This window comes from Rhizobium sp. Leaf371, from assembly GCF_001424045.1.
GTDB lineage: Bacteria > Pseudomonadota > Alphaproteobacteria > Rhizobiales > Rhizobiaceae > Ferranicluibacter.
The window spans coordinates 293,277-319,390 of the sequence record NZ_LMQB01000023.1; the positions used below are offsets into that span (position 1 = coordinate 293,277).

Sequence of the window (26,114 nt, forward strand, 5' to 3'; positions counted from 1 at the left end):
CAGAACGTTAGACAGATCCGGAAAGTAGCCTTTCACAAACCCGCAAGCAATGGGTGCAGCGACGCCCAATGCTTTTCAGACACCTTAGCGATGTCGTGATATCTAACGCTTGAAGGGGTCCGGGCGCCGGTTCGTGGCCTGCCGCTCCAGCATCCAGCCGGGATATTCCGGTGCGAGCGCGCTAACCGCATCGAGCGTTTCAAGATCGCCCGCATCGAGCCGAACCTTGGTGGCCTTCAGGTTCTGCTCCAACTGCTCCAGCCGCTTGGCCCCGATGATGACGGTGCTGACGAACGGCTTTGCCAGAATATAGGCAAGCGCGACCTCGGCGACGCTCACCCCATGCTTCTCCCCGACCTCGCGCATGGCAGCGACGCAGGCCCAGGCACGGTCCTTGTCGACCGGCGGGAAGTCGAAGCTGGCGCGGCGGCCGTCGCCGTTTCCGGGCGCACCGGGACCGTACTTGCCGGAGAGCAGCCCGCCGGCAAGCGGCGACCAGACCATGAGGCCCATCTTCTCCTCAAGCAGCAAGGGTGCGAGTTCCCGTTCGAGATCGCGGCCGGCAATCGAGTAATAGGCCTGAAGGCTGTCGAAGCGGGCATAGCCCTTGCGCTCGGAAATGCCGAGCGCCTTGGCGATCCGCCAGGCCTGCCAGTTCGACACCCCGATGTAGCGCACGAGCCCGCGGGAGACGAGATCGTCAAAAGCGCGCAGGGTCTCGTCGATCGGCGTGACGGGATCGGTCGCATGGATCTGGTAGAGGTCGATATGGTCGGTCTGGAGACGCTCGAGGCTTGCTTCCACCGAATCCATGATATGGCCGCGCGAGGCGCCCCGATCGTTGGGCTTGCCGCTCATGATGCCGTAGACCTTGGTGGCGATGATCACGTCCTTGCGCGCGACCGCGTTGTTCTTCAGCGCCTGGCCCAGCAGCCGCTCCGACTGACCGAAGGAATAGACGTCGGCCGTGTCGATGACGTTGATGCCGGCGGCAAGCGAACGCTCGACGATGCGATCGGCAGCGTCCTGATCGACATCCGCGATCGGACCCCATCGCGGATCGTCCGGCGAGCCGAAGGTCATCGTTCCCAGGCAGAGTTCGGAGACGAAGAGGCCGGTATTGCCAAGCTGATTGTAGCGCATGGTCTGTTCCATCCTGTCAATTCGGATCGACGCGCGCCCGGAAGCCGTGCGAGCCGTGTGGTTCGGCGGATAAGCTAGCGCAATCCGGGCGTAGATCCAGCGGCGCCGGACATATCCTCAGGCCGCCTGGGCTTCCGCCGGCTCCACCTCGATCGTCACGTGCGACAGTTCGGCGATATGCGTCAGCTGCGCGCGATAGAACGCCGGCGATTTCGGGCTTGCGTCCGTCAGCGCGACGATCGCGCCGTGATGGCCGGGACCGAGCTGCCAGACGTGGAGGTCCGTGATTCGGACATCGCCGCCCTCGATGGCATGGCGGATCTCATCGGGCAGATCCTCACCGGCGGGGACGTAGTCGAGCAGCACCGCGCCGCTGTCGCGCAGGAGGCCGAAGGACCAGCGGGCGATGACGAGCGCACCGACGATGCCGATGGCCGGATCGAGCCAGAGCCAGCCGTAGAGACTGCCGAGAACGAGGGCAGCGATCGCCAGAACCGACGTCAGGGCATCGGCGAGCACGTGCAGATAGGCGCCGCGCAGATTGTTGTCCTGATGTCGGGCGGGCTTGTGATCGGCATGCGGGTGATCGTGGCTCTCAGCGTGATCATGGCCGTTGGCGTGATCGTGATGATGGTCGGCATGCCCGTGCCCGTGGTGCCCGTGGTGATCACCGCCGAGCAGCCAGGCGCAGACCAGATTGACGACAAGGCCGAGGGCCGCGACGGCGATGGCCTGTTGGAAATCGATCGTGACCGGAGACCAGAGCCGCAGCGCGCTCTCCCAGGCGATGAACAAAGCGACCAGCGCCAGAACGATGGCGCTGGCGAAGCCGGCGAGATCGCCGAACTTGCCTGTACCGAAGGTGAAGCGCGGGTTTCGGGCATTGCGGCGCGCATAGACATAGGCAAGGGCCGTGATGAGCATCGCGGCGGCGTGGGTCGACATATGCCAGCCATCCGCCACGAGCGCCATGGAGCCGAAGGCGTTGCCGGCGACGATCTCGGCGATCATCATGCCGGCCGTCAGCGCGATGACGATCCATGTCCGGCGCTCGTTGCGGGCATGGTCGCGCCCGAGAAAGACGTGGTGATGGGGGTTCGACAGGCGATTTTCGGTCATTTTAGATAGGTCCTCATCACCTCGATCAGCTCCGCCGCACCGCGGGCGCGCTCGGGATCGGCATCGTGGTCCGGATCGCTCACATGGTTGCGGATGTGATCCTCGATCAGTTCGGCCGTCAGTCCGGTCACGGCACCGCGAACGGAGGCGACCTGGTTGAGCACGGTGCCGCAAGGCTCATCCGCCTCCAGCGCCCTTTCGATCGCCTCCAGCTGCCCCTTGAGGCGGCGAACGCGGGCGATCAGCTTGGTTTTGTTTTTCGACAGATGCGACATAGCATAGGGGGATACCCTATAGGGAACTCTGAGGCAATCCATGCTGCACATGCGAACCGTCGTGACAGCCGGGGAGTGATCGGCTACATCTTTCCGGAATCAACAGGCTGCCTTCATGTCCCTTGCCGATCCCACCTCCCCTGCCCCGTCCGCCCTGCCCTCTTCCAGCGATCCGGTGGCGAACCTCGCCGCCCTCATCCGCTGCCCCTCGGTCACCCCGGCCGAAGGCGGAGCGCTCGGCGTGCTCGACGGCCTGCTGGCGCCGCTCGGCTTTTCGGTCGATCGTGTTCTCGCCGAGGAAGCGGGAACGCCCGATATCGAAAACCTCTATGCACGGCTCGGCGGCGCGGACGCGGTCCCCGGCGGGCCGCATCTGCTCTTTGCCGGGCATACGGACGTGGTTCCGGTCGGCGACGAAGCGGCCTGGACTCACCCGCCCTTTGCCGCCGCCATCGACGACGGCATGATGTATGGTCGCGGCGCGGTCGACATGAAGGGCGGCATTGCCTGCTTCATCGCCGCGGTCGCCCGTTACATCGGCCGACACGGAGCGCCAAACGGCGCGATCTCGCTGCTGATCACGGGCGACGAGGAAGGTCCCGCCATCAACGGCACCACGAAGCTGCTCGACTGGGCGAAAGCCCGCGGCGAGCGCTGGGACGCCTGCATCGTCGGCGAACCGACCAATCCCGACCAGCTCGGCGACATGATCAAGATCGGCCGGCGCGGGTCCCTCTCGGGCACGGTCACCGTCCACGGGGTGCAGGGCCATGCCGCCTATCCGCATCTGGCGGACAGCCCTGTGCGCGGTGCGCTGCAGCTTGCGACGGCGCTGATGGACCCGCCCTTCGACGCGGGTACCGAGAACTTCCAGCCTTCGAACCTCGAGGTCACCAGCCTCGACGTCGGCAATCCCGCCGTCAACGTCATTCCGGCGCGCGCGACGTTCCGGTTCAACATCCGCTTCAACGACACATGGGACGCAGACAGCCTCAAGGCGGAGATCGTCGCGCGGCTCGACCGGGCGGCGACGGGCGGTCCGTTGCGTCCGGGTCGCGATCCCGTCCGCTACGATCTCGCCTGGAGCGAGCGGCCGAGCCATGTCTTCCTCACACGCAGCAACCAGCTCATCTCGTCGCTCTCGTCGGCCGTCGAAGCGGTGACAGGCCGGCAGCCGGCTCTTTCGACCACGGGCGGCACATCGGATGCCCGCTTCATCAAGGATCATTGCCCGGTCGTGGAATTCGGACTGGTCGGCCAGACGATGCATATGGTGGACGAGCGGGTTTCGGTCGCGGACCTGGAAACCCTGACCGGCATCTATCTCGCCTTTCTCGAGCGCTGGTTCGACGATGCCGCAGCTTGAGGAGATCGGCACCTATCTCAAGGGCGTCTGGCTTCTGGTGCTCGGCAAGCCGGAGGGCTTCGACTGGCTGGATCTCAGCCCCGCCGGCGTCTGGCGCTCCTTTGCCGCCATCCTCTGGTGCCTGCCGGCCATGGCCGTCAGCTGGTCGGCGTGGCGGATGTTCTATCTGATCAACATGCCCCAGGGGACGACGGCGGGCCTTGCTTTCATCGCCAAGCTCTTCATCGTGGATGTCGCGACGTGGATCCTGCCGATCCTGCTGATCGTCGTTCTCGCCCGGCCGCTCGGCTATGCGCAGGCGCTGGGCGCGATCATCGTCGTCACCAACTGGCTGTCGATCCCGACCTTCTACGGCATGGCCGTTCCCGCCGCCATTCGGCTTGTCATCCCCGACAGCGACGGAATGACGGGGATGCTTTCGCTCATGGCGCTCATCGCCATCATCATCGCGATCTTCCGGGTGCTGAAGGTGATCACCGGGGGCGATCAGACGCTGCTCGCGGTCACGCTGTCGGCCCTCTTCATTCTGCCTTCGCTGATGATCGGCGAGGCGATGCAGCGCAGCTTCGGCCTGTTGCCGGTGTAGAGCGGCTTCTCAAGCGTCCGCTCGGTAATCCACCTGCATGAAATAGAGCCCATCCGGCGGGGCGACGGGGCCGCAGGCCTTGCGGTCGCGCGCGTCGAGGGCGGCGCGCACGCGCTCGACCGGCCACTTGCCCTCACCCACCATCTTCAGCGTTCCCGCCAGCGAGCGGATCTGATTGTGGAGAAAACTCTGGGCGGTCGCGCGGATCTCGATCGCGTCGCCATCCTGCGTCACGTCGAGACGGTCGAGCGTCCGCACCGGGCTGTTGGCCTGGCAGTGGACGGAGCGGAACGTGGTGAAATCGTGCCGGCCGACAAGCGTCTGTGCCGCCGCGTGCATGAGACCTGCGTCGAGCGGCTTTACCACCCACCAAGCGCGCTTGGCCTCGAGCGCCAAAGGCGAGCGGCGGCAAATGATGCGGTAGAGATAATGGCGGCGAAGGGCCGAAAAGCGCGCATCGAACGTGTCCGGCACGGCTTCCGCATCGAGGATCGCGACCCGCTCGCCATGCTGGCCGAGATGGGCGTTCAGCGCGTTGCGCAGCGTTTCCGGCGGCCAGTCGCGGGTGAGATCGGTGTGCGCCACCTGCCCGCGGGCATGGACACCGGAATCGGTCCGGCCCGCCCCGCGGACCGAGACGGCCTCGCCCGTCAGCCGCAGAACGGCGGCTTCGATGGCGCCCTGAACCGAGTGGCCGTTGTCCTGGCGCTGCCAGCCGACATAGGACGACCCGTCATATTCCACCAGCAGGCGAAAGCGCGGCATTCAGAAGAGCCTCGTGCCGGCGGGAACCGGCGTGCCGCGCCGGAATTCGTCGGCGGGCAGCACCTTGCCGCCGGCCTTCTGCAGCCGCGTCAGGCGGATCGACCGATCGCCGCAGGCAATCGTCAGGTCGTCGAAGAGCGCCGTGCCCGTCTCGCCGCGGGCCGTTTCCACCATGGAGGCGAGCACCTTGACGCGCTCCCGCTTGCCGGCAATGTCGAGCTCGAACCAGGCGCCCGGAAAAGGCGACAGGCCGCGAACGTGATCGTGAACCTCCTGCGCCGGCTTGGTGAAATCGATGTGCGTTTCGCCCTTGGCGATCTTTGCCGCGTAGAGAACGCCCTCGTCGCGCTGCGGGGTCAGCGGCAGGTCGTCCGCCTCCAGCTTCTCCATCGCGTCGCGCATCAGCGCTGCGCCGCGCACCATGAGCGTGTCGTGAAGCTCGCCGGCCGTCATATCCGGCCCGATGCTGACAAGGCTGGTCAGGGCCACGGGGCCGGTATCCAGCCCCTTCTCCATCTTCATCACCATCATGCCGGTCTCCCGGTCGCCCGCCATGATCGCCCGCTGGATGGGGGCCGCACCGCGCCAGCGCGGCAAAAGAGAGGCATGCCCATTGTAGCAGCCGAGGCGTGTGCCCGACAGGATGGCTTCCGGCAGAAGCAGACCATAGGCGACGACCACGGCAACATCGGCATCCAGCGCACGAAACGCTTCGCGATCCTCGTCGGCCTTGAAATTCAGCGGCGTGCGAACCTCGATGCCGAGCAGTTCTGCCGCCTGATGAACGGGAGACTTCTGCAGATCGAGCCCGCGCCGGCCACCGGGACGCGGTGGCTGGGTGTAGACGGCGACGATCTTGTGTCCCGCCTGTGCCAATGCGGCGAGCGTCGGCACGGAGAACTCCGGCGTTCCCATGAAAATGATGCGCAGCGACATGACGGCTTCCTTCGATAGGGCGGCGGGGCCTGCGGCTGACCGCGGCCCGACCCGATCAGATCGCCTTCGAACCGCGGGTCTTGGCGGCCTTGGTGAATTTGCGCACGACCATCTCGCGTTTCAGCTTGGAGATATGGTCGATGAACAACACACCGTTCAAGTGGTCGATCTCGTGCTGCAGACAAGTGGCGAGAAGGCCATCCGCCGCGATTTCCTGCGGGCGACCGTCGCGATCGAGATAGCGCACCGAAATGCCGGCGGGGCGCTCGACTTCGGCGTAATAGTCGGGGATCGACAGGCAGCCTTCCTCATAGACCGACCGCTCGTCCGTCGATGTCAGGATCTCCGGATTGATGAAGACCTGCGGCGCCTTCTCATCGCCCTCCTTGGCGATGTCGATCACCAGCATGCGGCGGGGAAGGCCGATCTGGATCGCGGCCAGCCCGATGCCCGGCGCGTCGTACATGGTTTCCAGCATGTCGTCGGCCATGCGTCGCACCTCGTCGTCGACGCGCTCGATGGGCGCGGAGATCTGGCGAAGCAGGGGATCGGGCAGGATGATGAGAGGCTTGATCGTCATGGCGTGGTGATAACCGATCTTTTCGAACGATGGAATTCGGGCGAGACGGATTTGCGCGCATTTTCGAGCGGAAATTGCCTGACATCCGGATGATGTTCACGATTTGATCTGGCCTTCGCGATAAATTTCGCTACAGTCCGGCCATGACCCCTTCCTCGCCCCTGGATATCGTGCTCGCAGCCTCCGATGTGACGGGCCTCTCGCCGACCCTCATTGCCTGGCTTCTGGTCGGCGTGGTCGTCGCGGTCAGCCTCGCTGTTCTCGCAGGGTTTCGCCGCCGCGCTCTCCGCAAGGTCGATACGGCGCAGGAGCAGATGGCGGCGCTGATCCAGGCGCAGACCGAGATGCAGGGCCGGATCGCCGCCATCGCCGATATCTTCGGCACGCGGCAATACGAGCTGAACCAGTCGATCAACCAGCGCATCGACGGCATGACGCAGCGCATCGGCGCCTCGATTACCGAGCAGACGCGCCAGACGCACGAGAACCTGCGGACGCTGCAGGAGCGGCTGGCCGTCATCGACACGGCGCAGACGAACATCCAGTCGCTGGCGAAGGACATGGCCGGACTGCAGCAGATCCTTGCCAACAAGCAGACGCGTGGCGCCTTCGGGCAGGGCCGCATGGAAACCATCATCGCCGACGGCCTGCCGCAGGGGGCCTATGCGTTTCAGGCGACGCTTTCCAACGCCTCGCGCCCGGACTGCATCATCCACATGCCGAACGGCCAGCCGGGACTGGCCATCGACGCCAAGTTTCCGCTCGAGGCCTGGAACGCCATGCGGGCCGCGCAGTCGCCCGAGCTGAAGCGGCAGGCATCGCTTCTCTTCCGGCGCGATCTGGATGTGCACATCAAGGATATCGCCGGAAAATACCTGATCCCCGGCGAGACGCAGGACACGGCCTTCCTGTTCGTGCCGTCCGAATCGATCTTTGCCGACATCCACGAGCATTTCGAGAGCATCGTCCAGAAGGCGCATCGATCGCGCGTCGTCATCGTTTCGCCTTCGCTGCTGCTGCTCTCCATCCAGGTGATCCAGGCGATCCTGCGCGACCACCGCATGCGTGAACAGGCCCATCTGATCCAGGCCGAAGTCGTGCGGCTGATGGAGGATCTGTCGCGCCTCGACGAACGGGTGCGCAAGCTGCACGGTCATTTCACCACCACACAGAAGGATGTCGACGACATTCTGATCTCCTCCGACAAGCTGAAGCGACGGGGCGCGAAGATCGAAGCGCTGGAACTGCAGGACACGCGAAGCACGGCATCCGACGAGGCCGGGACCGGCGCCGCGCCCTCGACGCCGTCGCCGGCACCTGGCAGCCGCGCCGGCTCGCTGAAGCTGCGGGTGGTTGACGAGGACTAAGAGCGTCGGGCAGTGTCCGGCTTACACACGCCGCCCGACGCGGCGCATTCGGGAGGCATTGCATGATCACCGTTTTCGGCTCCATTAACATGGACCTTATCGCCACCACGGCGCGCCTGCCGAAGCCCGGCGAGACGGTGACGGGCAACAGCTTCACCACGGCCGCCGGCGGCAAGGGTGCAAACCAGGCACTGGCCGCAACGCGCGCCGGCGCCACCGTGCGCATGGCCGGCGCCGTCGGCTGGGATGCCTTTGCCGAATCCGCGCTCGGCCTGATGAAAGAGGCCGGCACCGATCTTTCGCTGGTGAAGACGGCGAGCGAACCGACGGGCACCGCGCATATTCTGGTGGGCGGAGACGGCGAGAACGTGATCGTCGTCGTCGCCAGCGCAAACGGCACCGTCAACGAAGCGGATGCGCTGGCCGCCATCGAAACCATGACGCCGCAGGACACGCTGGTGCTGCAACTCGAAGTGCCGGCAGCGGCGGTCGAAGGCGCACTCCTTGCCGCCCGCGCGCGCGGCGTCCGTTCGATCATCAACATCGCACCGCTGACCGAGCATGCCGCCGTGCTCGGGCGCATGGCCGATATCGTGGTGGCCAACGAAACCGAATTCGAACGGCTTGCCGGGCGAGACCGGCTGTCGCCCGAAGAGCGCCAATCCGCCATCCGGGCGCTCGGCGCCGAGACGGGTCAGACGGTCATCGTGACGCTGGGCGCCGACGGCGTCATCGCCCTGCATGAGGGCGAGATGTACACGGCCGCAGGCCTCGTCATCGAGCCGGTCGATACGGTCGGCGCCGGAGACACGTTCTGCGGTTATCTCGCTGCCGGACTCGATGCCGGGCTGCCGTTCGAGCGGGCGTTGCGGCGTGCGGCGGTTGCCGGATCGCTCGCCTGCCTGAAGCCGGGCGCCCAGCCGGCCATTCCGCTCGCAAGCATGGTGGATGCGGCTCTCTGAGAGACCCTGAGAGGTTCGCCGGGCTTCCCGTGATCGGAGCCCAGCGCGGCCGGCCGGAACCAATCCTCGTCCAATGGAGTTTAGCGACCGGTAGACAAGGAGAACCCGAAATGTCTTTGAATTCCTCCAATGAAGATGTCCGCGCGCTGCGCGACGAAGTCGCCCGCCTGACCAAGATCGTCTCGTCGCAGGGTGCTCGCGCTTACAGCGACACACGCGATAAGGCGGCCGAAGCCTATGAGGCTGCCGCGCCTTACGCGAAGAAGGCGGTCTCCCAGGTGAAGGCCGAAGGCCGTGCCGTTGCGGACGTGGCACGCGAACATCCGACCGGAATCGCCAGTGTCGTGGTGCTCGCGACAGCCATCGGCGTCGCCGTCGGCTATATTCTCGGCTCGTCGAGCGAACCGGAGCCGCGGTCCTGGTGGCGTTAAGGCCAAGGCATACCGACCATATGGAAAAGCCGCGCATCCGGGAGGATGTGCGGCTTTTTCGTTGAAAGCGACGGGTTCAGAGGCGGGCAAGCCGCTCCGTCAGCAGGTCGAAGAAACCATCCGCATCGACATCCTTCATGACCTTTGCGGTGTGCGGGCGGCCCGTAACCTGCCACCAGTCGACCACCGTCATGCCCACCGTCAACTCCGACTGGGTCTCGATCTCCACGTTGCAATCCCGGCCGGAAAAGAGCTCGGGGCGAAGAAGATAGGCAATGACTGTCGGGTCGTGCAGCGGACCGCCGTCGCTGCCGTATTTCTCGATATCAAAGCGCTCGAAGAAATCGAGCATTTCCGCCATCGCGACGGCGGCCGGACGACCGATGGCGCGGATGCGATCGACGCGGGCTTTCAGGGTCAGCACCTTATGCGTCACGTCGAGCGGCATCATGACGATCGGCATGCCCGACCTGAAGACGATGTCGGCCGCGTCGGGATCGACATAGATGTTGAACTCGGCGGCGGGCGTGATGTTGCCGCCCTCGAAAAAGCCCCCGCCCATCATCACCAGTTCCTTCACGCGGCCTGCGATGTCCGGCGCCTTCTGCAGTGCCAGCGCGATGTTCGTGAGGGCGCCGAGCGTGCAGAGGGTGACGGTGTTTGCGGGCTCGGTGCGCAGGGTCTCGATGATGAAATCGACCGCGTGCATCTCCTGCAGCGGCATGGTCGGTTCGGCGAGCACCGTCCCGTCGAGGCCGGTGGAGCCGTGCACGTGTTCGGCCGTCACCAGCGTGCGCACGAGCGGCTTGTCGGCTCCGGCATAGACCTTGACATCCGGCCGGTTCGACAGCTCGCAGATGATGCGCGCATTGCGGGCGGTGCGGCTGAGCGGCACGTTGCCGGCGACAGTCGTGATCCCCACGACGTCCAGCTCCTCAGGGCTTGCGAGCGCCAGCATGATCGCGGCAGCGTCGTCCTGTCCGGGATCGGTGTCGATGATGATCTTGGCGGGTGCGGCCACGGCGATATCCTTATCCTGCTGTCTCGTTCGTCCTGCATAGAACGATTCCCGCCACGCCGTAAGGCATCCGGCCGATGCTTTGATGTTTGGGGCGAAGAGAGGCGGACGGCGGCTTGCGCGCCGGCGGCACCCACCCCATATATCCAGCGCGGACGCCGCCTCGCGGGTTCGCGTATCGGTCGCTTGAGGTTTGCAAGGACGAGATATGAGCCGCCTGACGCCTTTCACGAGCCCGCTGATGCTGGGCTTCGACGCCATGGAGAAGACGCTCGAACGCGTCGCCAAGGGCAATGACGGCTATCCTCCCTACAACATCGAACGCGTGCGCAGCCGCGCCTCGGACGAGCCGGAACGCCTGCGGATCACGCTCGCCGTTGCCGGTTTTGCCGAAGACGATCTCGACGTGACGATCGAGGAAAGCCAGCTCGTCATTCGCGGCCGCCAGACCGAGACGGAGGCGCGCGACTATCTCCATCGCGGCATTGCCGCGCGCCAGTTCCAGCGCATGTTCGTGCTTGCCGAGGGCATGGAGGTGATGAAGGCCGAATTGCGGAATGGACTGCTTTCCGTCGATCTCATTCGTCCAGAACCTGTCCGCATGGTAAAGAAAATTAACATTTTGGTCTCAGAGTGATCTCACCGGCAAGGGAGACTTCGCCGGCTGCAAGGCTGGCGACCCTGGTTGCGAATTTCGCCAATCCTCGCATGAAAACATAATCTTATGTCGCGTGGCCTTTCTTTGCGGAAGGTTCGTGCGGCAACGAGGAGAGAGTTCATGGGATTGAAGCACGTCAGCAGCCATTTGTCGAAAACCGACCTGGCACATCTTGGTGCAGGTGAAGTCGGTTACATCCGCAAAATGCGGTCTGATGAGGTCTCGCGCTGCTTTCCCGAGGCTCCCAGCATGGAACCCGGCCTCGATCTCTGGGCGCTGTTCGGCGCCGACGGCACGCCCATTCTCCTCACCGACAACCGTTCGAGCACCTTCTTCAAGGCTGCCGAAGACGACCTGAAGACGGTTACCCTTCACTGATCGCCGAGCGACTGTTTGCCCGTGCACGCGCCTGCCGCACCGCCCGCAAACCATCCGCTCAACGACGCCGCCCGCGCTCCGAACCCCGCCAGTGCGGCGTCAAAACCCTCTCTCGTTAAAAGTCTTTGCCGTCGTGGCCGCCTTGGGATAACCGGGAGATCATGAAACAGCGGGACGTCGTCGCCTATCTCTTTCTCGCCTTTGCCTGGGGCCTCTCCTTCCTCGTGCTCTTGCACGTGGTCGATGCGTTCGGTTGGGTCGGTGCCGTCACTTTGCGAAGTTTCGTTGCCGGCGGCACGCTTCTGGCGTTTGCCGCTCTTGGCCGCCGCGTGCTCCGTTTCGGCCCGCGGCGAATGCCGTTCGTCATCGTCGGCGCCACCACGGTTGCCGGCCAGCTGATCGGACTTTCCTACGCGACGCCGCGTATCGGGACGGCGATGGCTGCCATTCTCGTGGCTGCCATTCCCCTCTTCTCCATGGTCATCGCGCATCTCTGGAAGCTGGAGCGGATCCGGGCGCAGGGGCTGGTCGGCCTCGTCACCGGCACGATCGGCATCGTGCTTCTGGTCGGCTTTCCCGCCGTGCCGATCACGCCGGATTTCCTGCTCGGCTGTGCCGCTTCGCTGTTCAGCGCGTTCTGCGCCGCCTTCGGCAGCAATTACGCAAGCCACCGCCTTCGGGGTATCGGGTCGCTGGAAGTGACGATCGGCGCCTTTCTTTCCGGCGGGCTGATGACCTTGCCGCTGCTGCTCGTCGTGCCCGTTCCCGGCCTGCCCTCGTGGACGGATTTGGGCGCGCTGCTCGTGCTCGGCTGCGTCATGAGCGCCCTCACCTATGTCACCTATTTCCGGCTCGTCGCCTCCATCGGCGCCACGCGCACCATCAGCGTCGAATTCGCGGTGACGATTGTCGCCGTTCTCGTCGGCGCCCTGGTGCTCGACGAGCCGATCACGCCCGTGCAGATCGCAGGCGCTGCGGTCATCATCGCCGGCTGCGCGCTGGTGCTGGGTTTGCTGCCCTTCGGACGGAAGCCGAAGCTCAAACCCGTCCCCTGAGCCCCTTGGGATCCTCGTTCCTCAGGCGTCTTTGCGCAGAAAGGTGAGGTAGGCGGAGCTGCGTCCCTCGCGGCGCGCCTTCGCCTCGTAGCGCGTGCTCGGCCACGTCTCGTAGGGCGTCAGCCAGTCGCTGGCATTGCGCGCGGGCCAGTCGAAGGCGGCGTGATCGCGGCAATGCAGCAGCGTCCAGTTCACATAGCTATCGATGTCGGACGCAAAGCAGAACAGGCCACCCGGCTTCAGCACGCGGGCGAAGCGGTCGAGATTGACCGACGAGACGAAGCGGCGCTTCCAGTGTTTCCGCTTGGGCCAGGGATCGGGATAGAGCAGATCGATCTGGTCGATGCTTGCAGGCGGCAGCCAATCGAGAACCTGCGTCGCATCGTCGTCGTGCAGCCGGATGCTGCGCGCCCCGACTTCATCGATTCGTCCGACGAGCTTTGCCATGGAGTTGACGAAGGGCTCGACGCCGATGAAGCCCGTTCCGGGCTGTTCGACGGCGCGGTGGATTAGATGCTCTCCCCCGCCAAAGCCGATCTCCAGCCGCACGCGCGTCACGTCATCCGGGAAAAGGCTCTTCAAATCGTCAGGCGCTGGCGCATCGAGGTCGAGACGCAATGTCGGCAGGCCGTGCTCGAGCTGAGCTGCCTGGCTCGCCCGCAGCGGCTTTCCCTTGCGGCGACCAAAAAAGGCCTCTGTGGCCCGGGTCGGGGACCCTGAGGGGCGCTTGTCTGTCATGCGCTGACGTCTCCAAACCAAAAACGGATGCCGGCGAGGGCATCCGTTCTCTTGTCACAAAATTCGGCCGACCGAAACGCCTCAGGCGACTTTCAGCGCATCCTTCAGCGGCTTGACCAGATCGAGACGCTCCCACGAGAAGGAGCCGTCGCGGCCGGCCTTGCGACCGAAATGGCCATAGGCCGATGTCTTGGCATATATCGGCTTGTTCAGATCGAGATGACGGCGGATGCCGGACGGCGAGAGGTCGATCGTCTTGCGGATCGCGGCCTCGACCTCGTCTTCACTGATCTTGCCGGTGCCGTGCAGATCGACATAGATCGAAAGCGGCTGCGCGACGCCGATGGCGTAGGAAAGCTGGATCGTGCAGCGGTCTGCAAGACCGGCGGCCACGACGTTCTTGGCGAGATAGCGTGCGACATAGGCGGCCGAGCGATCGACCTTGGTCGTGTCCTTGCCCGAGAAAGCGCCGCCGCCATGCGGTGCGGCACCGCCATAGGTGTCGACGATGATCTTGCGGCCCGTGAGACCCGCATCGCCGTCCGGCCCGCCGATGACGAACTTGCCGGTCGGATTGATGTACCAGTTGCAGTCCGAGGCGATCTCGATGTCGTGCAGCGCTTCGCGGATGAATGGCTCGACGACGTCGCGCACCTTGGCCGAATCCCAGCTTTCGTCCAGATGCTGGGTCGACAGAACGATGGAGGCGACCTCCTTCGGCTGACCGTCGACGTAGCGCACGGTGACCTGGCTCTTGGCGTCCGGGCCGAGCTTGCCGGCATCGCCTTCGCCCTTCTTGCGGGCGGCGGCGAGCAGATGAAGAATGCGGTGGGAATAGTAAATCGGGGCCGGCATCAGGTCGGCCGTTTCGCGGCAGGCATAGCCAAACATGATGCCCTGGTCGCCGGCACCCTCGTCGCCCTGCTTGTCGGCGGCGCTGTCGACGCCCTGCGCGATATCGGCCGACTGGGAATGCAGCAGCACGTCGATCTTCGCGGTCTTCCAGTGGAAGCCGTCCTGCTCGTAGCCGATCTCGCGGATCGCCTTGCGGGCGGCGGTCTTGAACTTGGCCGGATTGATGACGTCCTTGCCGTTCTTGTCCTTTTTCATCAGGCTCGGCGGCAGGCGAACTTCGCCCGCGATCACGACGCGATTGGTGGTTGCCAGCGTCTCGCAGGCGATGCGCACGCCCCAGGGATCGACACCCGTCTTTGCAGCTTCACGATAGACCAGATCGACGATTTCGTCCGAGATCCGGTCGCAGACCTTGTCGGGATGTCCCTCGGCCACGGATTCGGAAGTAAACAAGTAGTTAGCGCGCATGCGGGACGTCCCCTCAGTGAAAACAGGCTTCGACGGTGTAGTAAGTATGCCCGTAAAAGACAAGCGCACAAGGACATAAATATATCTTTATATCAGCAAATGAGGTCATTTATTGCGGAATGTGTGCCGGCGACGCATCACAAACCCCATCGGAGAGACTTCCGGACGACATAAAAAAAGCGGCCCGTAAGCCGCTTCTTTCGATACCAAGATTTCGAGCCTACTCGGCTTCGACGTCTGCTGCGAGTGCCTTGACCAGATCGACGATCTTGCGGCGAACCTTTGGGTCGCCGATCTTGACGAAGGCCCGGTTCAACTGGAGGCCTTCGGAGGACGACAGGAAATCGACGACATAGTTCGAGCTCGACGCTTCCGCCATGCCGGAGGCGCCGCTCCCCGACCCGCCGTCGCCCGGTGCATCTTCGAAGAAGAAGGAGACTGGAACGTTGAGAATAGCGGAGATGTTCTGCAGCCGGCTCGCGCCGACGCGGTTCGTGCCCTTTTCGTATTTCTGGATCTGCTGGAAGGTAATGCCAAGTGCTTCCCCCAGCTTTTCCTGGCTCATTCCAAGCATTGTCCGACGAAGCCTGATCCGACTTCCGACATGGATGTCGATCGGATTCGGCTTCTTTTTATTCTCAATCATAGCGGGTTCCTATTATTCGAAGTTACTTCCGCCCGTACTTCGGCCGTTGCAAAAAGCAGACCATATGCCATGCCACACAATCCGGGTCATTCCCCTCAGCGCATAGGTGAGATCGACGGCAGCGGCACTATGCAACTTCGCGCGTTTTGGGTCAATTCTGCCGAAAAACAAAACCAAAACGAGAAAGTATTGCGGACACCATCATAAACAGCACCAGAACGAGAGCGTGCCTCCGCTGTTGCTCGGGCGCTGCGACCAAAGCGGCACGAGCAGGCAGAATTGTGTCGAAAAAGCCACGTTGACCAAGAGAAAGGCCGGAGACGACGTTTCCGCGCGCGTCGATGACGGCGGAAATGCCGGAGTTGGCGGCCCGAATCATGGGAAGACCATTCTCGACCGCGCGCAGGCGGGCCTGCTGGAAATGCTGGTGGGGTCCGGGCGTATCGCCGAACCAGGCATCATTGGTGATGTTGAGCAGTGCCGCGGTGGATAGCGCGTCGCTGCCGATCTCGTTCGGAAAGATCGCCTCGTAGCAGATCAACGGATAGAGCGTTCGCCCGCCCGGCAACGTCAGGATGGTGCGGGTTGCCGCAGACGAGAAGCCGCCGGGCATCGACGCGGCGATGGCGTTCAGCCCCATGCGCGACAGCAGTTCCTCGAACGGGAGATACTCGCCGAACGGCACGAGATGGACCTTGTCGGCCGCGCCGATGATCTGACCGCGATCGTCGATCACATAGACGGAATTGTAGTAACGCGGCGGCAGGCCGGCCCCCGCATCCTCCGTGCGGACGGCTCCGGTGATCAAGATCTGCCCGTCCTGCAGCACGTCGGCGATCCGCGTGAGCGCATCGGGGTTGTCGGTGAGAATGAAAGGCACAGCCGTTTCCGGCCAGACGATGATGTCCGGTCTCTTGCCGTCGCCGACCGGCGATGCGGCGCTCAACTCCAGATGCGCTTCGAAGACGGACGCGCGTTCGCGATCGTCGAGTTTTCGGGACTGGTCGATCGCCGGCTGCACGATCCTCACCGTCGGCTGCGGCTCGGCCACGGGCGGCGCCGGTTGTGCCAGGCGATAGGCGCCGTAGCCGACATGCGCGGCAACGAGACCGAAGGCGAGCGTCAGCCCGATGCCCATGCCCTTGCGGGTGCCGATCAGGGCCGGTGCGGCATAGACGAAGACGGCCAGCAGGTTCATGCCGATCATGCCGACCAGCGAAACCGACTGCATGAGAAGCGGCACCGGCATGGCGGCCATGCCGATCGCGTTCCAGGGAAAGCCGGTGAGCAGGACGCCCCGAAGCCATTCCGCGCCGGCAAACGCGACGGCCAGAGCAGCGATGCGGCCTGCCCCGTCGGACCAGATCAAGCGGGCGACGAAGGCCGCCAGGCCGTAATAGATCGCAAGCACCGCGGGCAGCCCGACGACGGCGAGCGGCAGCGCCCAGGCGAAGGTATCGGCCTCGACCAGAAGTGCGTTGCCGAGCCACCAGAGGCTGCCGAGGAAATAGCCGAAGCCGAACCACCAGCCGAGCGCGAAGGCCGGCAGTGCCCGGCGAAGCGGCCCGTGCCCGGGATGGCCGGATGTGCCGTCGAGCAACCAGACGAGAACGGGAAATGTGAGGAACGGAACAGCGAAGATGTTGAAAGGCGGCAGGGCGAGGACGGTGAGCAGCCCGGCCAGAAACCCGAGAGATGCCCGTCGCAGACCCGACGACAGCATGACCCTGCCCGCCAAACGTTCCATGCGCATTCCACTCCGCTCGCCGGGATCCGGTCACCCGGCACCCCCCGCCGCGATGATCGCGCGGCGTCTGTCGATGTCCTCGCCCGTTCATGACGCATCAGCCATGCCCAGAGCATGCGTCACCGCGCGCGACGACCCACCGGTAGCATTGTCAGGGATCTCGTCGAATCACGGCCCGCCCCCTCGGGCTCGAACGACATGTCGATCCGTCAGCGACCTGCGCGGTCGGAAGGCTCTTCCGTCGAGGCGGTTTCCGGGCGGAAAGCCTCGACGCCTGCGTCGTCCTCGCCCTTGAGCGCGGTGCGCCGGCGGGCGGGCGGGCGCTTGCGCACGATCCGGACCTTCTTCACGCGCCGGGGATCGGCATCCAGAACCTGGAATTCGAAGCCCGGCAGCGCCTGCACGACTTCGCCGCGGGCGGGGATACGGCCGAGGGAGGCAAACACCAGCCCGCCCAGCGTATCCACTTCTTCCAGCTGCTCGCGCACGTCGAAATCGGGACCGATCGCGGCTGCGATCACCTCGAGCTCGACGCGGGCGTCGGCCACGAAGATGTCGTCCGACGTGCGGGAGAACATGACTTCGCTGTCGTCATGCTCGTCCTCGATGTCACCAACGACCATTTCGACGATATCTTCCAGCGAGGCGAGACCGTCGGTGCCGCCATATTCGTCGATGACGAGCGCCATCTGGATGCGCGCGGCCTGCATGCGCTGCATCAGGTCGGATGCGTGCATGGATGGCGGCACGAACAGAACCTGGCGGACGATGCCGGCCTCCTCCACCGTTTTATCGAGATCGATGCGCGCAAGGTCGATGCCGGCGCGCGGCTGGCGCTGAACCTTTTGCGGACGATCGGCCGCAATCGCCGCCACGGCCGGCGAGGCCGCCACGCGCGGCGGGCCGCGGCGGCGGGCGCGCGCCTGCTTCGTCACATAGGACAGGAGGTCGCGGATATGGACCATGCCGCGCGGATCATCCAGGCTCTCGCTGTAGACCGGCATGCGCGAGCGTCCGGACTCCTCGAAGATGATCATCAGTTCGCCGATGGTGATGCTCTGGTCCACGGCCTCGATATCGGCACGCGGCACCATCACGTCTTCGACGCGCACTTCGCGGAAGCGCAGGATGTTGTTGAGCATGGCGCGCTCGGCCGGTGAGAAGACCTCGTCGGTGCCGGGGTCCGCCATCAGGGCGTCTGCGAGATCCTCACGGATCGTGGCGCCGTTCGGGCTGCGGAACAGGCGGGCGGCGCGGGCCCAGAAGGAGGTATGGTGCCTGTGACCTTCCGGCTTGTGCGCCTCGGGTTTCAGGGCCTCGGCGGCTTCGGCCTCATAGGCCTGCACCGCGCGACTACTGCCCGGTTCGTCCTGACTGGAGGCGTCCGCGTCGTCTTTGCCAGCCGCGGCAGGCTGTGATCTGAAGTCGCTCATCGTTCCAAACTGTCAAACGGGATCGCTGTCCCCATAGGGATCAGATATCCCAAGACCCGAGAGAATGCGAGTCTCCAGCTGTTCCATTCGCTCCGCATCCGCCGTTTCCAGGTGGTCGTAGCCGAAGAGATGCAGGAAACCGTGTACCAGAAGATGTGTCAGGTGATCGTCGAAGGGCTTTCCCAGCTCGTCTGATTCGCGCACCAGCGTCTCGTACGCCAGCACGATATCGCCCAGCATCGGGCCGGGCATGCCGCCCGGCACCACGGGAAAGGCCGGGAAGGACAGGACGTTGGTCGGCTTGTCCTGGTCGCGCCACTCGGCGTTGATGCTGCGAATCTCGGCGTCGCTGGTGAAGACGAGCGAAAGCTCCGGGGGCATCTTCGGAAAGGGCTGGCCTTCCTCGCGGACGAGATAGGCTGCCGCCTGTTCCAGGATGCGGGTGCTCGACGCCTCAAGCACGGCTTCCTCCGGCCAGCCGCCTTCCTCGACGCTGACCTGAAGTTCCAGCAGGGATGGACCTGGCATGCTCTACAGGCTTTCGTCCGGCACAGCCGTCTGCGCCTCATAGGCCCGCACGATGCGCGCGACCATCGGGTGACGCACGACGTCCACATCCTTGAAGCGCACGACCGAGACGCCCTCGACCTCCTTCAGGATCTGCAGAGCTTCGACCAGACCCGACTTGGTGCCGCGGGGCAGGTCGACCTGGCTCGGATCGCCGGTCACGATCATGCGGCCGTTTTCGCCGAGACGCGTCAGGAACATCTTCATCTGCATGGTCGTCGTGTTCTGTGCCTCGTCGAGAATGACGACGGCATTGCCGAGCGTCCGTCCGCGCATGAAGGCGAGCGGCGCGATTTCGATGACGCCGGCGGTGATCGCCCGTTCGACCTTGTCGCCGGGCATCATGTCGTAAAGCGCATCGTAGAGCGGGCGCAGATACGGATCGACCTTCTCCTTCATGTCGCCGGGCAGGAAGCCCAGACGCTCGCCGGCCTCGACGGCCGGACGCGACAGGATGATGCGATCGACCGCGCCGCGCTCCAGAAGCTGGGCGGCATAGGCGACCGCGAGATAGGTCTTGCCGGTACCGGCCGGGCCGACGCCGAAAACGAGTTCGGAGCGTTCCAGCGCGCGGATATAGGCATCCTGCGTCGGCGTGCGGGCGGCAATCGTCTTCTTGCGGGTCGAGATCTGCGCGAGGTTCAACTTGGCCTTCTTCTCCATGGTGGGAAGCTGCAACTGGTCGTCGGCGGCAACCGCCATGCGGATCGCGCCTTCGACGTCGGAGACATCGACCGTGCTGCCCTTCTGCAGGCGACCATAAAGATAATCCAGCGCCCGGCGCGCCTGGTTGGTGGCCGTCACCTCACCCGAGATCGCCACGGAGTTGCCGCGCGGACGGGCATCCACATGCAGGCGCTGTTCGATGAGCTTGAGGTTCTGGTCGTATTGTCCGAACAGCTCGCTCGCAAAGCGGTTGTTCTCGAATGTGAGCACGAAGTGATTGGCGTCTGTCGTAGGCGTTGTCTGTGACTGGCGCGGTGGGGTTGAAACCAATTCGTGTCCGTTCAAGCGGCGGGGCTCCCGAGGATGACGTCAGGCCCTGATTGTATCAGTCGTCGACCACGTCGGCAAACAAACTGTTGGGGCCTGCGGCGGTGATTCGTACCTTGATAATGTCACCGATTTCCACGCCCTTTGCATCAACATTCACCGATTGAAGCCACGGCGAGCGGCCGATGAGCTGACCGGGCATGCGGCCGGGCTTTTCCAGAAGCAGGTCGATCGTGCGACCGATGCAGCTCTCGTTGAAGGCACGCTGCTGCTCGATGAGCAAAGCCTGCAGCGTTTCCAAGCGCTTGGCCTTGATATCCTCGGGCACCTGGTCTTTCAGGTCGGCGCCGGGCGTGCCGGGACGGGTCGAATATTTGAACGAAAATGCCTGTGCATAACCGATGGTGCGCACGAGATTGAGCGTGTCCTCGAAATCCGCGTCGGTTTCGCCGGGGAAGCCGACGATGAAATCGCCGGACAGAGCGAGGTCCGGCTGGGCGCGGCGGATCCGCTCGACCAGTGCGACATATTCGGCCGCCGTGTGGCGACGGTTCATGGCCTTGAGGATGCGGTCCGAGCCGGACTGAACCGGCAGGTGGAGATAGGGCATCAGCGCCGGCAGGGTGCGATGGGCCTCGATCAGGCTGTCGTCCATGTCGCGCGGATGGCTGGTGGTGTAGCGCAGCCGGGCAAGACCGGGGATTTCCGACAGCCGCTGCAGCAAGGCACCGAGGCCCTCGCCGCCCGTGGTGACGACGCCATGCCAGGCATTGACGTTCTGGCCGAGCAGCGTGATCTCGCGAACGCCGGCTGCGACGAGTTTTTCGGCTTCCGCGACGATCTGCGCCATCGGCCGCGAGACCTCCGAGCCACGCGTGTAAGGGACGACGCAGAAGGTGCAGAACTTGTCGCAGCCTTCCTGCACGGTCAGAAAGGCTGTGACGCCGCGGGCACGGGTCTTTGCCTTGTCGGGCGCCGGCAGGTGTTCGAACTTGTCCTCGATCGCATAGTCGGTTTCCAGCACGCGCTCGCCGCGGCCGACGCGCTTCAGCGCCTCCGGCAGACGGTGATAGGTCTGCGGCCCGATGACGAGATCGACCGCGGGCGCGCGGCGCAGGATTTCGTCGCCTTCGGCCTGCGCAACGCAGCCGGCCACGCCGATCATCATCTCGCGCCCCTCACCCGCCTTGCGCTTCTTCAGATCGCGCAGGCGGCCAAGGGCGGAATAGACCTTTTCGGCGGCCTTTTCGCGAATATGGCAGGTGTTCAGAAGAACCAGATCCGCATCCTCGGCATTGTCCGTCGCGACGTAGCCATCCTTTGCCAGAGCGTCCGTCATCCGGTCGGAATCATAGACGTTCATCTGGCAGCCATAGGTCTTTACGAAGACCTTCTTCACAGGGGCCGCGGCGGGATGGGAAACGGGAGCAAGGAGCGTTGGGTCGGTCATGGCAGCTCCATAGCGTAATTCGGGGTGAAAATGAAGCGATGTGGGTCGGGCGAGGCCGGAGAGGGAGACGCCGCGCTCAGCGCCCGCGAAGCCGCGCAAGAAGCATGGTCTTCATCTGCTTCTCCACGTCCCGGCTCACCTGCTTGCGATTGCTGTCGGCACGGTAGTCGATGGTTTCGCCGAAGACGAGATCGACATCGACGGCCCCCTCGCGGAGCACCCCCATGAGATGCGGCACGAGCGCGATATCGCCGGGCCAGGCGGCGATGGGCCGGTGATAGCGGCCCATCGGCATGCCGTGGACGCGGGTATAGGCAATCGCCACCGGCTGGACATGGACGATGCCGGCCGGCGAAAGCGGAACGGCTGCCGCCGCCGCACCGAAGAGCGAGGTCTTGATTTCCAGCAGCCGATTGCCGTCGGAGGTGGTTCCCTCCGGAAAGAGCACGACGATTTCGCCCGCGGCAAGGCGCGCGCCGATCTCGTTGACCTGGTTTCCGGTCGTGCGCTTCTGCTCGCGTGCCACGAAGATGGTCGCCTGCAACCGGGCGAGCAGGCCGAAGACCGGCCAGGCCTTCACCTCCGCCTTGGCAATGAAGACGACATCCGCGACCGAGCCGAGGACCAGAATGTCCTTCCAGCTGACGTGGTTGGACACGAGCATCAGAGGCCGGCGCGTGTCGGGAGCGCCGTGGACATGCACCCGCAGCCCGATCATCCGGCAGGCGATGCCGTGCCAGAGACGTGGAAGGGTCCGCCGTGCCGGCCAATCACGCCACAGCAGAAACATCTGGACCGGCGCGAGCAGAAGTGTCGCCACGATCAGAAGCAAGACGCAGACGAGGACCCGGAGCCAGACGATCATCGTGCGCGTCAGAGATCGAGACGGAGAATATCGGCACCGCCGGGGGACGCATCCTGCGCGGACGGCTTGTAGTAGGCCTTGCGCTCGCCGACCTTGCGGAAGCCCAGCCGACGGTAGAGCGCCAAAGCGGCGACGTTCGCCTGATCGACCTCCAGGAACATCGTCTCTGCGCCATCCTGCCGGGCGCGGCCGACCGCCGCCTGCATGAGGCGCCAACCCAGCCCCGCCCTGCCATAACGCGGGTCAACGCCGACGGTCAGAATCTCCGCCTCGCCGCCGGCCGAACGCGTCAGCACGAAGCCGCCCATTGCCGATCCTCCGCTCGAATTGTTCTGGCGGGCGACGAAGCCGGAGACGCTGTCCTGCGACAGCAGGCTGTAGAACGCGCTGGCGCTCCAGGCCGGCTTGAAAAGGACGCCGTGGATGCGGGCGACATCCGGGAGGTGGTCGCCCGTCATCTGGAAGATGTCGAATTCGGGACGGCGCAGGAAGTAGTCGATCAATGCCATCTCAGGCGCGCGCCACGGCAAAGCCCGCCTGCGAGCGGACATCAGGGCCCCTGAGATACAGCGGCTTCGGCAGGGCGACGGACGGATCGAGAGCCGCACCGAGCTTCGCCACCACGGCGATGTCGGCCGTATCGGAGACACGCTCGCTCCCATCGATACCGCCTTCACCGCGCAACAAACCTGCGCCGGAGCCGCTGACGGTGCCGGAAAAGCGGGCGAACCGCGCCTGGGCGGCGGCGATGTCGAGCGCTTCAGCGTCCGCGAGGGGCTGTCCTGCGGCATCGAAGGACTGGAGATAGACTTCCTCACGCTTCGCGTCGGTGACGATGAGGACGGGATGGCCCGGCTTGTCGGAAAGCACGGAAAGGCCGAGCGCCTGCAGGATGGAGACGCCGACCACCGGCTTGCCCAGAGCCAGGCCAAGGCCCCGGGCAGCGGCAACGCCGACGCGGATGCCGGTGAACGAGCCCGGACCGATGGTGACGGCGACGCGATCGATCGCCTCCATCCCGACGCCGGCCTTCTCCAGGGCCTCGTCGATGAAGCCCATCAATTGCTCGGCGTGGCCGCGGCCGATGTCGGCGCCGGCGATGCCGAGCGTCGCGTCCCGCGCCGACTCATAGAGCGCGACGTTGCAGGCCGTGCCGGCAGTATCGATGGCAAGAACGATCATGCGAAAGGATGGCCCCGTCTCAGGATGCCCGTGCAGGTTTCACCTCCCCGGGCGGTCGTCTCACCCTTCTGGACGCGCCGCCCCTGGCGCTGCCCGAAGAGCCGTTTCATGAATTCGGCTCAGACCGCTTCGACGGCCTGAACCTCGGGCACGAAATGATGCAGCAGGTTCTGCACGCCGTGCTTCAGGGTTGCCGTGGAGGATGGGCAGCCCGAACAGGCGCCCTTCATATTGAGGAAGACCGTGCCGTCGCGAAATCCCTTGAAGGTGATATCGCCACCATCCTGCGCGACGGCCGGCCGGACGCGGGTTTCCAGCAGTTCCTTGATGGTCGCGACGATGGTTTCGTCACCCTTCTCGAAGAACTCGCCTTCCTGATCGGCTTCTTCCGCTCGACCCTGCCCCGCCATGATCGGCTGGCCGGACATGAAGTGCTCCATGATGGAGCCGAGAATGGCGGGCTTCAGGTGCTGCCACTCGGCATCGGCCTTGGTGACCGTGATGAAGTCGTAGCCGAAATACACGCCGGTGACGCCGGGAATGTCGAAGATGCGGGCGGCAAGCGAGGAGCTGGCGCGGGCCTCGGTCTCGTCGCGGAACTCGGCCGTGCCGTTTTCCAGGACGACCTTGCCCGGCAGGAACTTCAGCGTTGCGGGGTTCGGGGTCGATTCGGTCTGAATGAACATGATGGTGCTCCCTGTCGGGTAAAGGCCGACGGTGAAAGAATGCGATCGAGCATAAGCGTACGGCGCCTCGCCATCAAGCCTGCGCCCGGACTGTCGCATAGCGATTGCGGGAAAATGGTGATTGCGTGGCCTGCATACCAGAGGTGCCTGTCGTTCGACAGAAAGATCCGTCGCCGAGAGGCTTCACCCTCGTCAGCTCAGCGCATCGATCTCTTCGTCCGTCAGCAAATCCGGTATGACGGTGACCGGGATCGGGAAGACGGCCGTCTTGCCGGCGATCGAAGCCACCAGCGGGCCGGGACCGTCCTTGTAGGAGCCGGCGGCGAGGACGAGAATGGCGATATCCCGATCCTCCTCGATCAGGCCGTAGATCTGCTCGGTGGGCATGCCCTCGCGGATGATCATCTCCGGCTCGATGCCGATCTTTTCGCGCACGTCATGGGCGACCTTTGCAAGCGTCGCTTCGGCTTCCGCACGGGCCTCGGCCCGCATGATCCCCTCGACGCCCAGCCATTGCTGGAAATCGCCATCGGGAATGACATAGAGCAGAACGAGGGCGCCGGAGGAGTGCCTGGCGCGCATGCCGGCATAATGCACGGCGCGGCCGCATTCCGGGGTGCCGTCGATCACCGCCAGAAACTTGCGGCGGTGACCTTCCATACGAGAGAGACGTGTCGAGACCATGGGCGAACTCTGACACTCGCGCCGGCCCTTCGCAAGACCGTTTTGATGCCGTCCCCGTTCGGGAACGGGAATGGCCTATTGGAGGAAGCCGATGATGTCGCGAACCTCGCGCATCGTCGTTTCCGCGCGGGACCGTGCCCGCTCGCCGCCATCGCGCAGGATCGCGTCGATATGGCTGGTGTCGGCCATCAGCCGCGACATTTCGCCGGTGATCGGGGCGAGCACGTTGACCGCGAGATCGACCAGCGCCGGCTTGAAGACGGAGAACTGCTGACCGCCGAACTCGGCCAGGATCTCGGCCTTGGTGCGATCGGCAAGGGCCGCATAGATGCCGACGAGATTGTCGGCTTCCGGGCGGCCGGCAAGGCCTTCGACCTCCGAGGGCAAGCCGTCCGGATCGGTCTTCGCCTTGCGGATCTTCTTCGAAATCATCTCGGCATCGTCCACGAGGTTGATGCGCGACAGATCCGACGGATCGGATTTCGACATCTTCTTCGTACCGTCGCGCAGGCTCATGACCCGCGGCGCGGGGCCGTCGATCATCGGCTCGACCATCGGGAAATAGGCATGCACCGGCTCTTCGCCGACGGTGATGTCGATGCCCTTGCCGCCGGTGCGGATATGGGCCTGATAATCGAGGTTGAACTTCATGGCGATGTCGCGCGCGAGTTCCAGATGCTGCTTCTGGTCGTCGCCGACCGGCACATGCGTTGCACGATAGACGAGAATGTCGGCCGCCATCAGGCTCGGATAGGCGAGCAGGCCGAGCGAGGCATTTTCCCGATCCTTGCCGGCCTTGTCCTTGAACTGCGTCATGCGGTTCATCCAGCCGATGCGCGCGACACAGTTGAAGATCCAGGCGAGTTCGGCATGCTGCGGCACGGCCGACTGGTTGAAGACGATATGGGCCTTGGGATCGATGCCGGATGCGATGAAGGCGGCGGCGATCGAGCGGATCTGCCCCGGCAGGTCCTCATGCACGAGCTGCGCCGTGATCGAGTGGAGGTCCACCACGCAGTAGATGCAGTCGTTCTTCTCCTGCAGCGCCACGAATTTGCGGATGGCACCGAGATAGTTGCCGAGGTGAAGATTGCCTGTCGGCTGGACACCGGAGAAGACGAGCGGCGGAAAGTTTGACATGGAAACCTCGATCAGGCGCGG

General features: G+C 64.6%; 29 protein-coding genes. 8 read left to right on the forward strand and 21 right to left on the reverse strand.

Going from position 1 to position 26,114, the window contains the following annotated elements; genetic code table 11:
- Window positions 1–102 precede the first annotated feature (102 nt).
- The 3 genes from ASG39_RS12105 to ASG39_RS12115 form a co-directional block, all read right to left on the reverse strand.
- Window positions 103–1,143 carry an aldo/keto reductase gene (locus ASG39_RS12105; protein WP_062595574.1) on the reverse strand — a complete coding sequence of 347 codons (1,041 nt, stop codon included), beginning with the start codon at window positions 1,141–1,143 and terminating at the stop codon, window positions 103–105.
- A gap of 117 nt (window positions 1,144–1,260) precedes the next feature.
- The gene (gene dmeF, locus ASG39_RS12110) at window positions 1,261–2,262 is read right to left on the reverse strand and encodes a CDF family Co(II)/Ni(II) efflux transporter DmeF (RefSeq protein ID WP_062595239.1); all 1,002 of its coding nucleotides are present in this window, start codon (window positions 2,260–2,262) and stop codon (window positions 1,261–1,263) included.
- Window positions 2,259–2,537 carry a metal/formaldehyde-sensitive transcriptional repressor gene (locus ASG39_RS12115; protein ID WP_062595240.1) on the reverse strand — a complete coding sequence of 93 codons (279 nt, stop codon included), beginning with the start codon at window positions 2,535–2,537 and terminating at the stop codon, window positions 2,259–2,261. Before ASG39_RS12115 ends, dmeF begins: the two co-directional genes overlap by 4 nt.
- Window positions 2,538–2,652: 115 nt before the next feature.
- Here ASG39_RS12115 and dapE point away from each other — a divergent pair, with 115 nt between their 5' ends.
- Together dapE and ASG39_RS12125 are read left to right on the forward strand one after the other, a co-directional pair.
- Window positions 2,653–3,903: a succinyl-diaminopimelate desuccinylase gene (gene dapE / locus ASG39_RS12120; RefSeq protein ID WP_062595241.1), complete on the forward strand. Its 1,251-nt coding sequence runs from the start codon at window positions 2,653–2,655 to the stop codon at window positions 3,901–3,903.
- Window positions 3,890–4,489, forward strand: coding sequence for a hypothetical protein (locus ASG39_RS12125; RefSeq protein WP_062595242.1), 600 nt, complete (start codon window positions 3,890–3,892; stop codon window positions 4,487–4,489). The genes dapE and ASG39_RS12125 overlap by 14 nt, the downstream gene beginning before the upstream one ends.
- Before the next feature lie 9 nt (window positions 4,490–4,498).
- Here ASG39_RS12125 and truA read toward each other — a convergent pair whose 3' ends face one another.
- The 3 genes from truA to def are packed head-to-tail and all read right to left on the reverse strand — an operon-like array spanning window position 4,499 to window position 6,770.
- Window positions 4,499–5,254: a tRNA pseudouridine(38-40) synthase TruA gene (gene truA, locus ASG39_RS12130; RefSeq protein WP_062595243.1), complete on the reverse strand. Its 756-nt coding sequence runs from the start codon at window positions 5,252–5,254 to the stop codon at window positions 4,499–4,501.
- The gene (gene fmt, locus ASG39_RS12135; protein ID WP_062595244.1) at window positions 5,255–6,190 is read right to left on the reverse strand and encodes a methionyl-tRNA formyltransferase; all 936 of its coding nucleotides are present in this window, start codon (window positions 6,188–6,190) and stop codon (window positions 5,255–5,257) included.
- 55 nt (window positions 6,191–6,245) lie between these two features.
- Window positions 6,246–6,770 carry a peptide deformylase gene (gene def, locus ASG39_RS12140; RefSeq protein ID WP_062595245.1) on the reverse strand — a complete coding sequence of 175 codons (525 nt, stop codon included), beginning with the start codon at window positions 6,768–6,770 and terminating at the stop codon, window positions 6,246–6,248.
- Between the two features lie 143 nt (window positions 6,771–6,913).
- On the opposite strand from def, the gene ASG39_RS12145 reads away from it, so the two are divergent.
- The 3 genes from ASG39_RS12145 to ASG39_RS12155 all read left to right on the forward strand — a co-directional run bounded on the left by ASG39_RS12145 (window position 6,914) and on the right by ASG39_RS12155 (window position 9,530).
- Window positions 6,914–8,137: a DNA recombination protein RmuC gene (locus ASG39_RS12145; protein ID WP_082477193.1), complete on the forward strand. Its 1,224-nt coding sequence runs from the start codon at window positions 6,914–6,916 to the stop codon at window positions 8,135–8,137.
- A 62-nt stretch (window positions 8,138–8,199) separates the two neighbouring features.
- On the forward strand, window positions 8,200–9,099 hold the full coding sequence (locus tag ASG39_RS12150; RefSeq protein WP_062595246.1) for a ribokinase: 900 nt from the start codon (window positions 8,200–8,202) through the stop codon (window positions 9,097–9,099).
- A 110-nt stretch (window positions 9,100–9,209) separates the two neighbouring features.
- A complete protein-coding gene (locus ASG39_RS12155) occupies window positions 9,210–9,530 on the forward strand; it encodes a hypothetical protein (RefSeq protein WP_062595247.1) in 321 nt (106 codons plus the stop codon).
- 76 nt (window positions 9,531–9,606) lie between these two features.
- Here ASG39_RS12155 and ASG39_RS12160 read toward each other — a convergent pair whose 3' ends face one another.
- Window positions 9,607–10,551 (reverse strand): nucleoside hydrolase, encoded by a 945-nt coding sequence (locus ASG39_RS12160; RefSeq protein WP_062595248.1) that lies wholly within the window; start codon window positions 10,549–10,551, stop codon window positions 9,607–9,609.
- A 205-nt stretch (window positions 10,552–10,756) separates the two neighbouring features.
- Between ASG39_RS12160 and ASG39_RS12165 the strand changes: the two genes are divergently transcribed.
- From ASG39_RS12165 to ASG39_RS12175, 3 genes are all read left to right on the forward strand, one after another.
- On the forward strand, window positions 10,757–11,185 hold the full coding sequence (locus ASG39_RS12165) for an Hsp20 family protein (protein WP_062595249.1): 429 nt from the start codon (window positions 10,757–10,759) through the stop codon (window positions 11,183–11,185).
- A gap of 141 nt (window positions 11,186–11,326) precedes the next feature.
- Window positions 11,327–11,584, forward strand: a complete 258-nt coding sequence (locus ASG39_RS12170; protein ID WP_062595250.1) for a DUF1150 family protein — start codon at window positions 11,327–11,329, stop codon at window positions 11,582–11,584.
- Between the two features lie 161 nt (window positions 11,585–11,745).
- The gene (locus ASG39_RS12175; RefSeq protein ID WP_062595251.1) at window positions 11,746–12,639 is read left to right on the forward strand and encodes a DMT family transporter; all 894 of its coding nucleotides are present in this window, start codon (window positions 11,746–11,748) and stop codon (window positions 12,637–12,639) included.
- Window positions 12,640–12,660: 21 nt separating this feature from the next.
- Here the strand turns inward: ASG39_RS12175 and ASG39_RS12180 are convergent, their stop codons facing one another.
- The 14 genes from ASG39_RS12180 to trpS form a co-directional block, all read right to left on the reverse strand.
- Window positions 12,661–13,377, reverse strand: a complete 717-nt coding sequence (locus tag ASG39_RS12180) for a tRNA (guanosine(46)-N(7))-methyltransferase TrmB (RefSeq protein ID WP_062595252.1) — start codon at window positions 13,375–13,377, stop codon at window positions 12,661–12,663.
- Window positions 13,378–13,458: 81 nt separating this feature from the next.
- Window positions 13,459–14,700 (reverse strand): methionine adenosyltransferase, encoded by a 1,242-nt coding sequence (gene metK / locus ASG39_RS12185; RefSeq protein ID WP_062595253.1) that lies wholly within the window; start codon window positions 14,698–14,700, stop codon window positions 13,459–13,461.
- A gap of 220 nt (window positions 14,701–14,920) precedes the next feature.
- The gene (locus ASG39_RS12190) at window positions 14,921–15,346 is read right to left on the reverse strand and encodes a helix-turn-helix transcriptional regulator (RefSeq protein ID WP_062595254.1); all 426 of its coding nucleotides are present in this window, start codon (window positions 15,344–15,346) and stop codon (window positions 14,921–14,923) included.
- 151 nt (window positions 15,347–15,497) lie between these two features.
- Entirely contained in the window at window positions 15,498–17,093 is a 1,596-nt protein-coding gene (lnt, locus tag ASG39_RS12195) for an apolipoprotein N-acyltransferase (protein ID WP_062595255.1), read from the reverse strand.
- Between the two features lie 209 nt (window positions 17,094–17,302).
- A complete protein-coding gene (locus tag ASG39_RS12200; protein WP_062595256.1) occupies window positions 17,303–18,526 on the reverse strand; it encodes a hemolysin family protein in 1,224 nt (407 codons plus the stop codon).
- Between the two features lie 12 nt (window positions 18,527–18,538).
- Window positions 18,539–19,054: an rRNA maturation RNase YbeY gene (gene ybeY / locus ASG39_RS12205; RefSeq protein WP_062595257.1), complete on the reverse strand. Its 516-nt coding sequence runs from the start codon at window positions 19,052–19,054 to the stop codon at window positions 18,539–18,541.
- Window positions 19,055–19,057: 3 nt separating this feature from the next.
- Window positions 19,058–20,104, reverse strand: coding sequence for a PhoH family protein (locus ASG39_RS12210; RefSeq protein WP_062595258.1), 1,047 nt, complete (start codon window positions 20,102–20,104; stop codon window positions 19,058–19,060).
- A 40-nt stretch (window positions 20,105–20,144) separates the two neighbouring features.
- Window positions 20,145–21,536, reverse strand: coding sequence for a tRNA (N6-isopentenyl adenosine(37)-C2)-methylthiotransferase MiaB (gene miaB / locus ASG39_RS12215; RefSeq protein WP_062595259.1), 1,392 nt, complete (start codon window positions 21,534–21,536; stop codon window positions 20,145–20,147).
- A gap of 76 nt (window positions 21,537–21,612) precedes the next feature.
- The gene (locus ASG39_RS12220) at window positions 21,613–22,401 is read right to left on the reverse strand and encodes a lysophospholipid acyltransferase family protein (protein ID WP_062595260.1); all 789 of its coding nucleotides are present in this window, start codon (window positions 22,399–22,401) and stop codon (window positions 21,613–21,615) included.
- A gap of 8 nt (window positions 22,402–22,409) precedes the next feature.
- A complete protein-coding gene (locus ASG39_RS12225; RefSeq protein WP_062595261.1) occupies window positions 22,410–22,910 on the reverse strand; it encodes a GNAT family N-acetyltransferase in 501 nt (166 codons plus the stop codon).
- A gap of 1 nt (window position 22,911) precedes the next feature.
- Window positions 22,912–23,583, reverse strand: a complete 672-nt coding sequence (gene tsaB / locus ASG39_RS12230) for a tRNA (adenosine(37)-N6)-threonylcarbamoyltransferase complex dimerization subunit type 1 TsaB (RefSeq protein WP_062595262.1) — start codon at window positions 23,581–23,583, stop codon at window positions 22,912–22,914.
- Window positions 23,584–23,702: 119 nt separating this feature from the next.
- On the reverse strand, window positions 23,703–24,269 hold the full coding sequence (locus ASG39_RS12235; protein WP_062470835.1) for a NifU family protein: 567 nt from the start codon (window positions 24,267–24,269) through the stop codon (window positions 23,703–23,705).
- A gap of 192 nt (window positions 24,270–24,461) precedes the next feature.
- Window positions 24,462–24,953: a universal stress protein gene (locus ASG39_RS12240; RefSeq protein WP_062595263.1), complete on the reverse strand. Its 492-nt coding sequence runs from the start codon at window positions 24,951–24,953 to the stop codon at window positions 24,462–24,464.
- Between the two features lie 75 nt (window positions 24,954–25,028).
- Window positions 25,029–26,093 carry a tryptophan--tRNA ligase gene (trpS, locus tag ASG39_RS12245; protein WP_062595576.1) on the reverse strand — a complete coding sequence of 355 codons (1,065 nt, stop codon included), beginning with the start codon at window positions 26,091–26,093 and terminating at the stop codon, window positions 25,029–25,031.
- Between the last annotated feature and the right edge of the window lie 21 nt (window positions 26,094–26,114).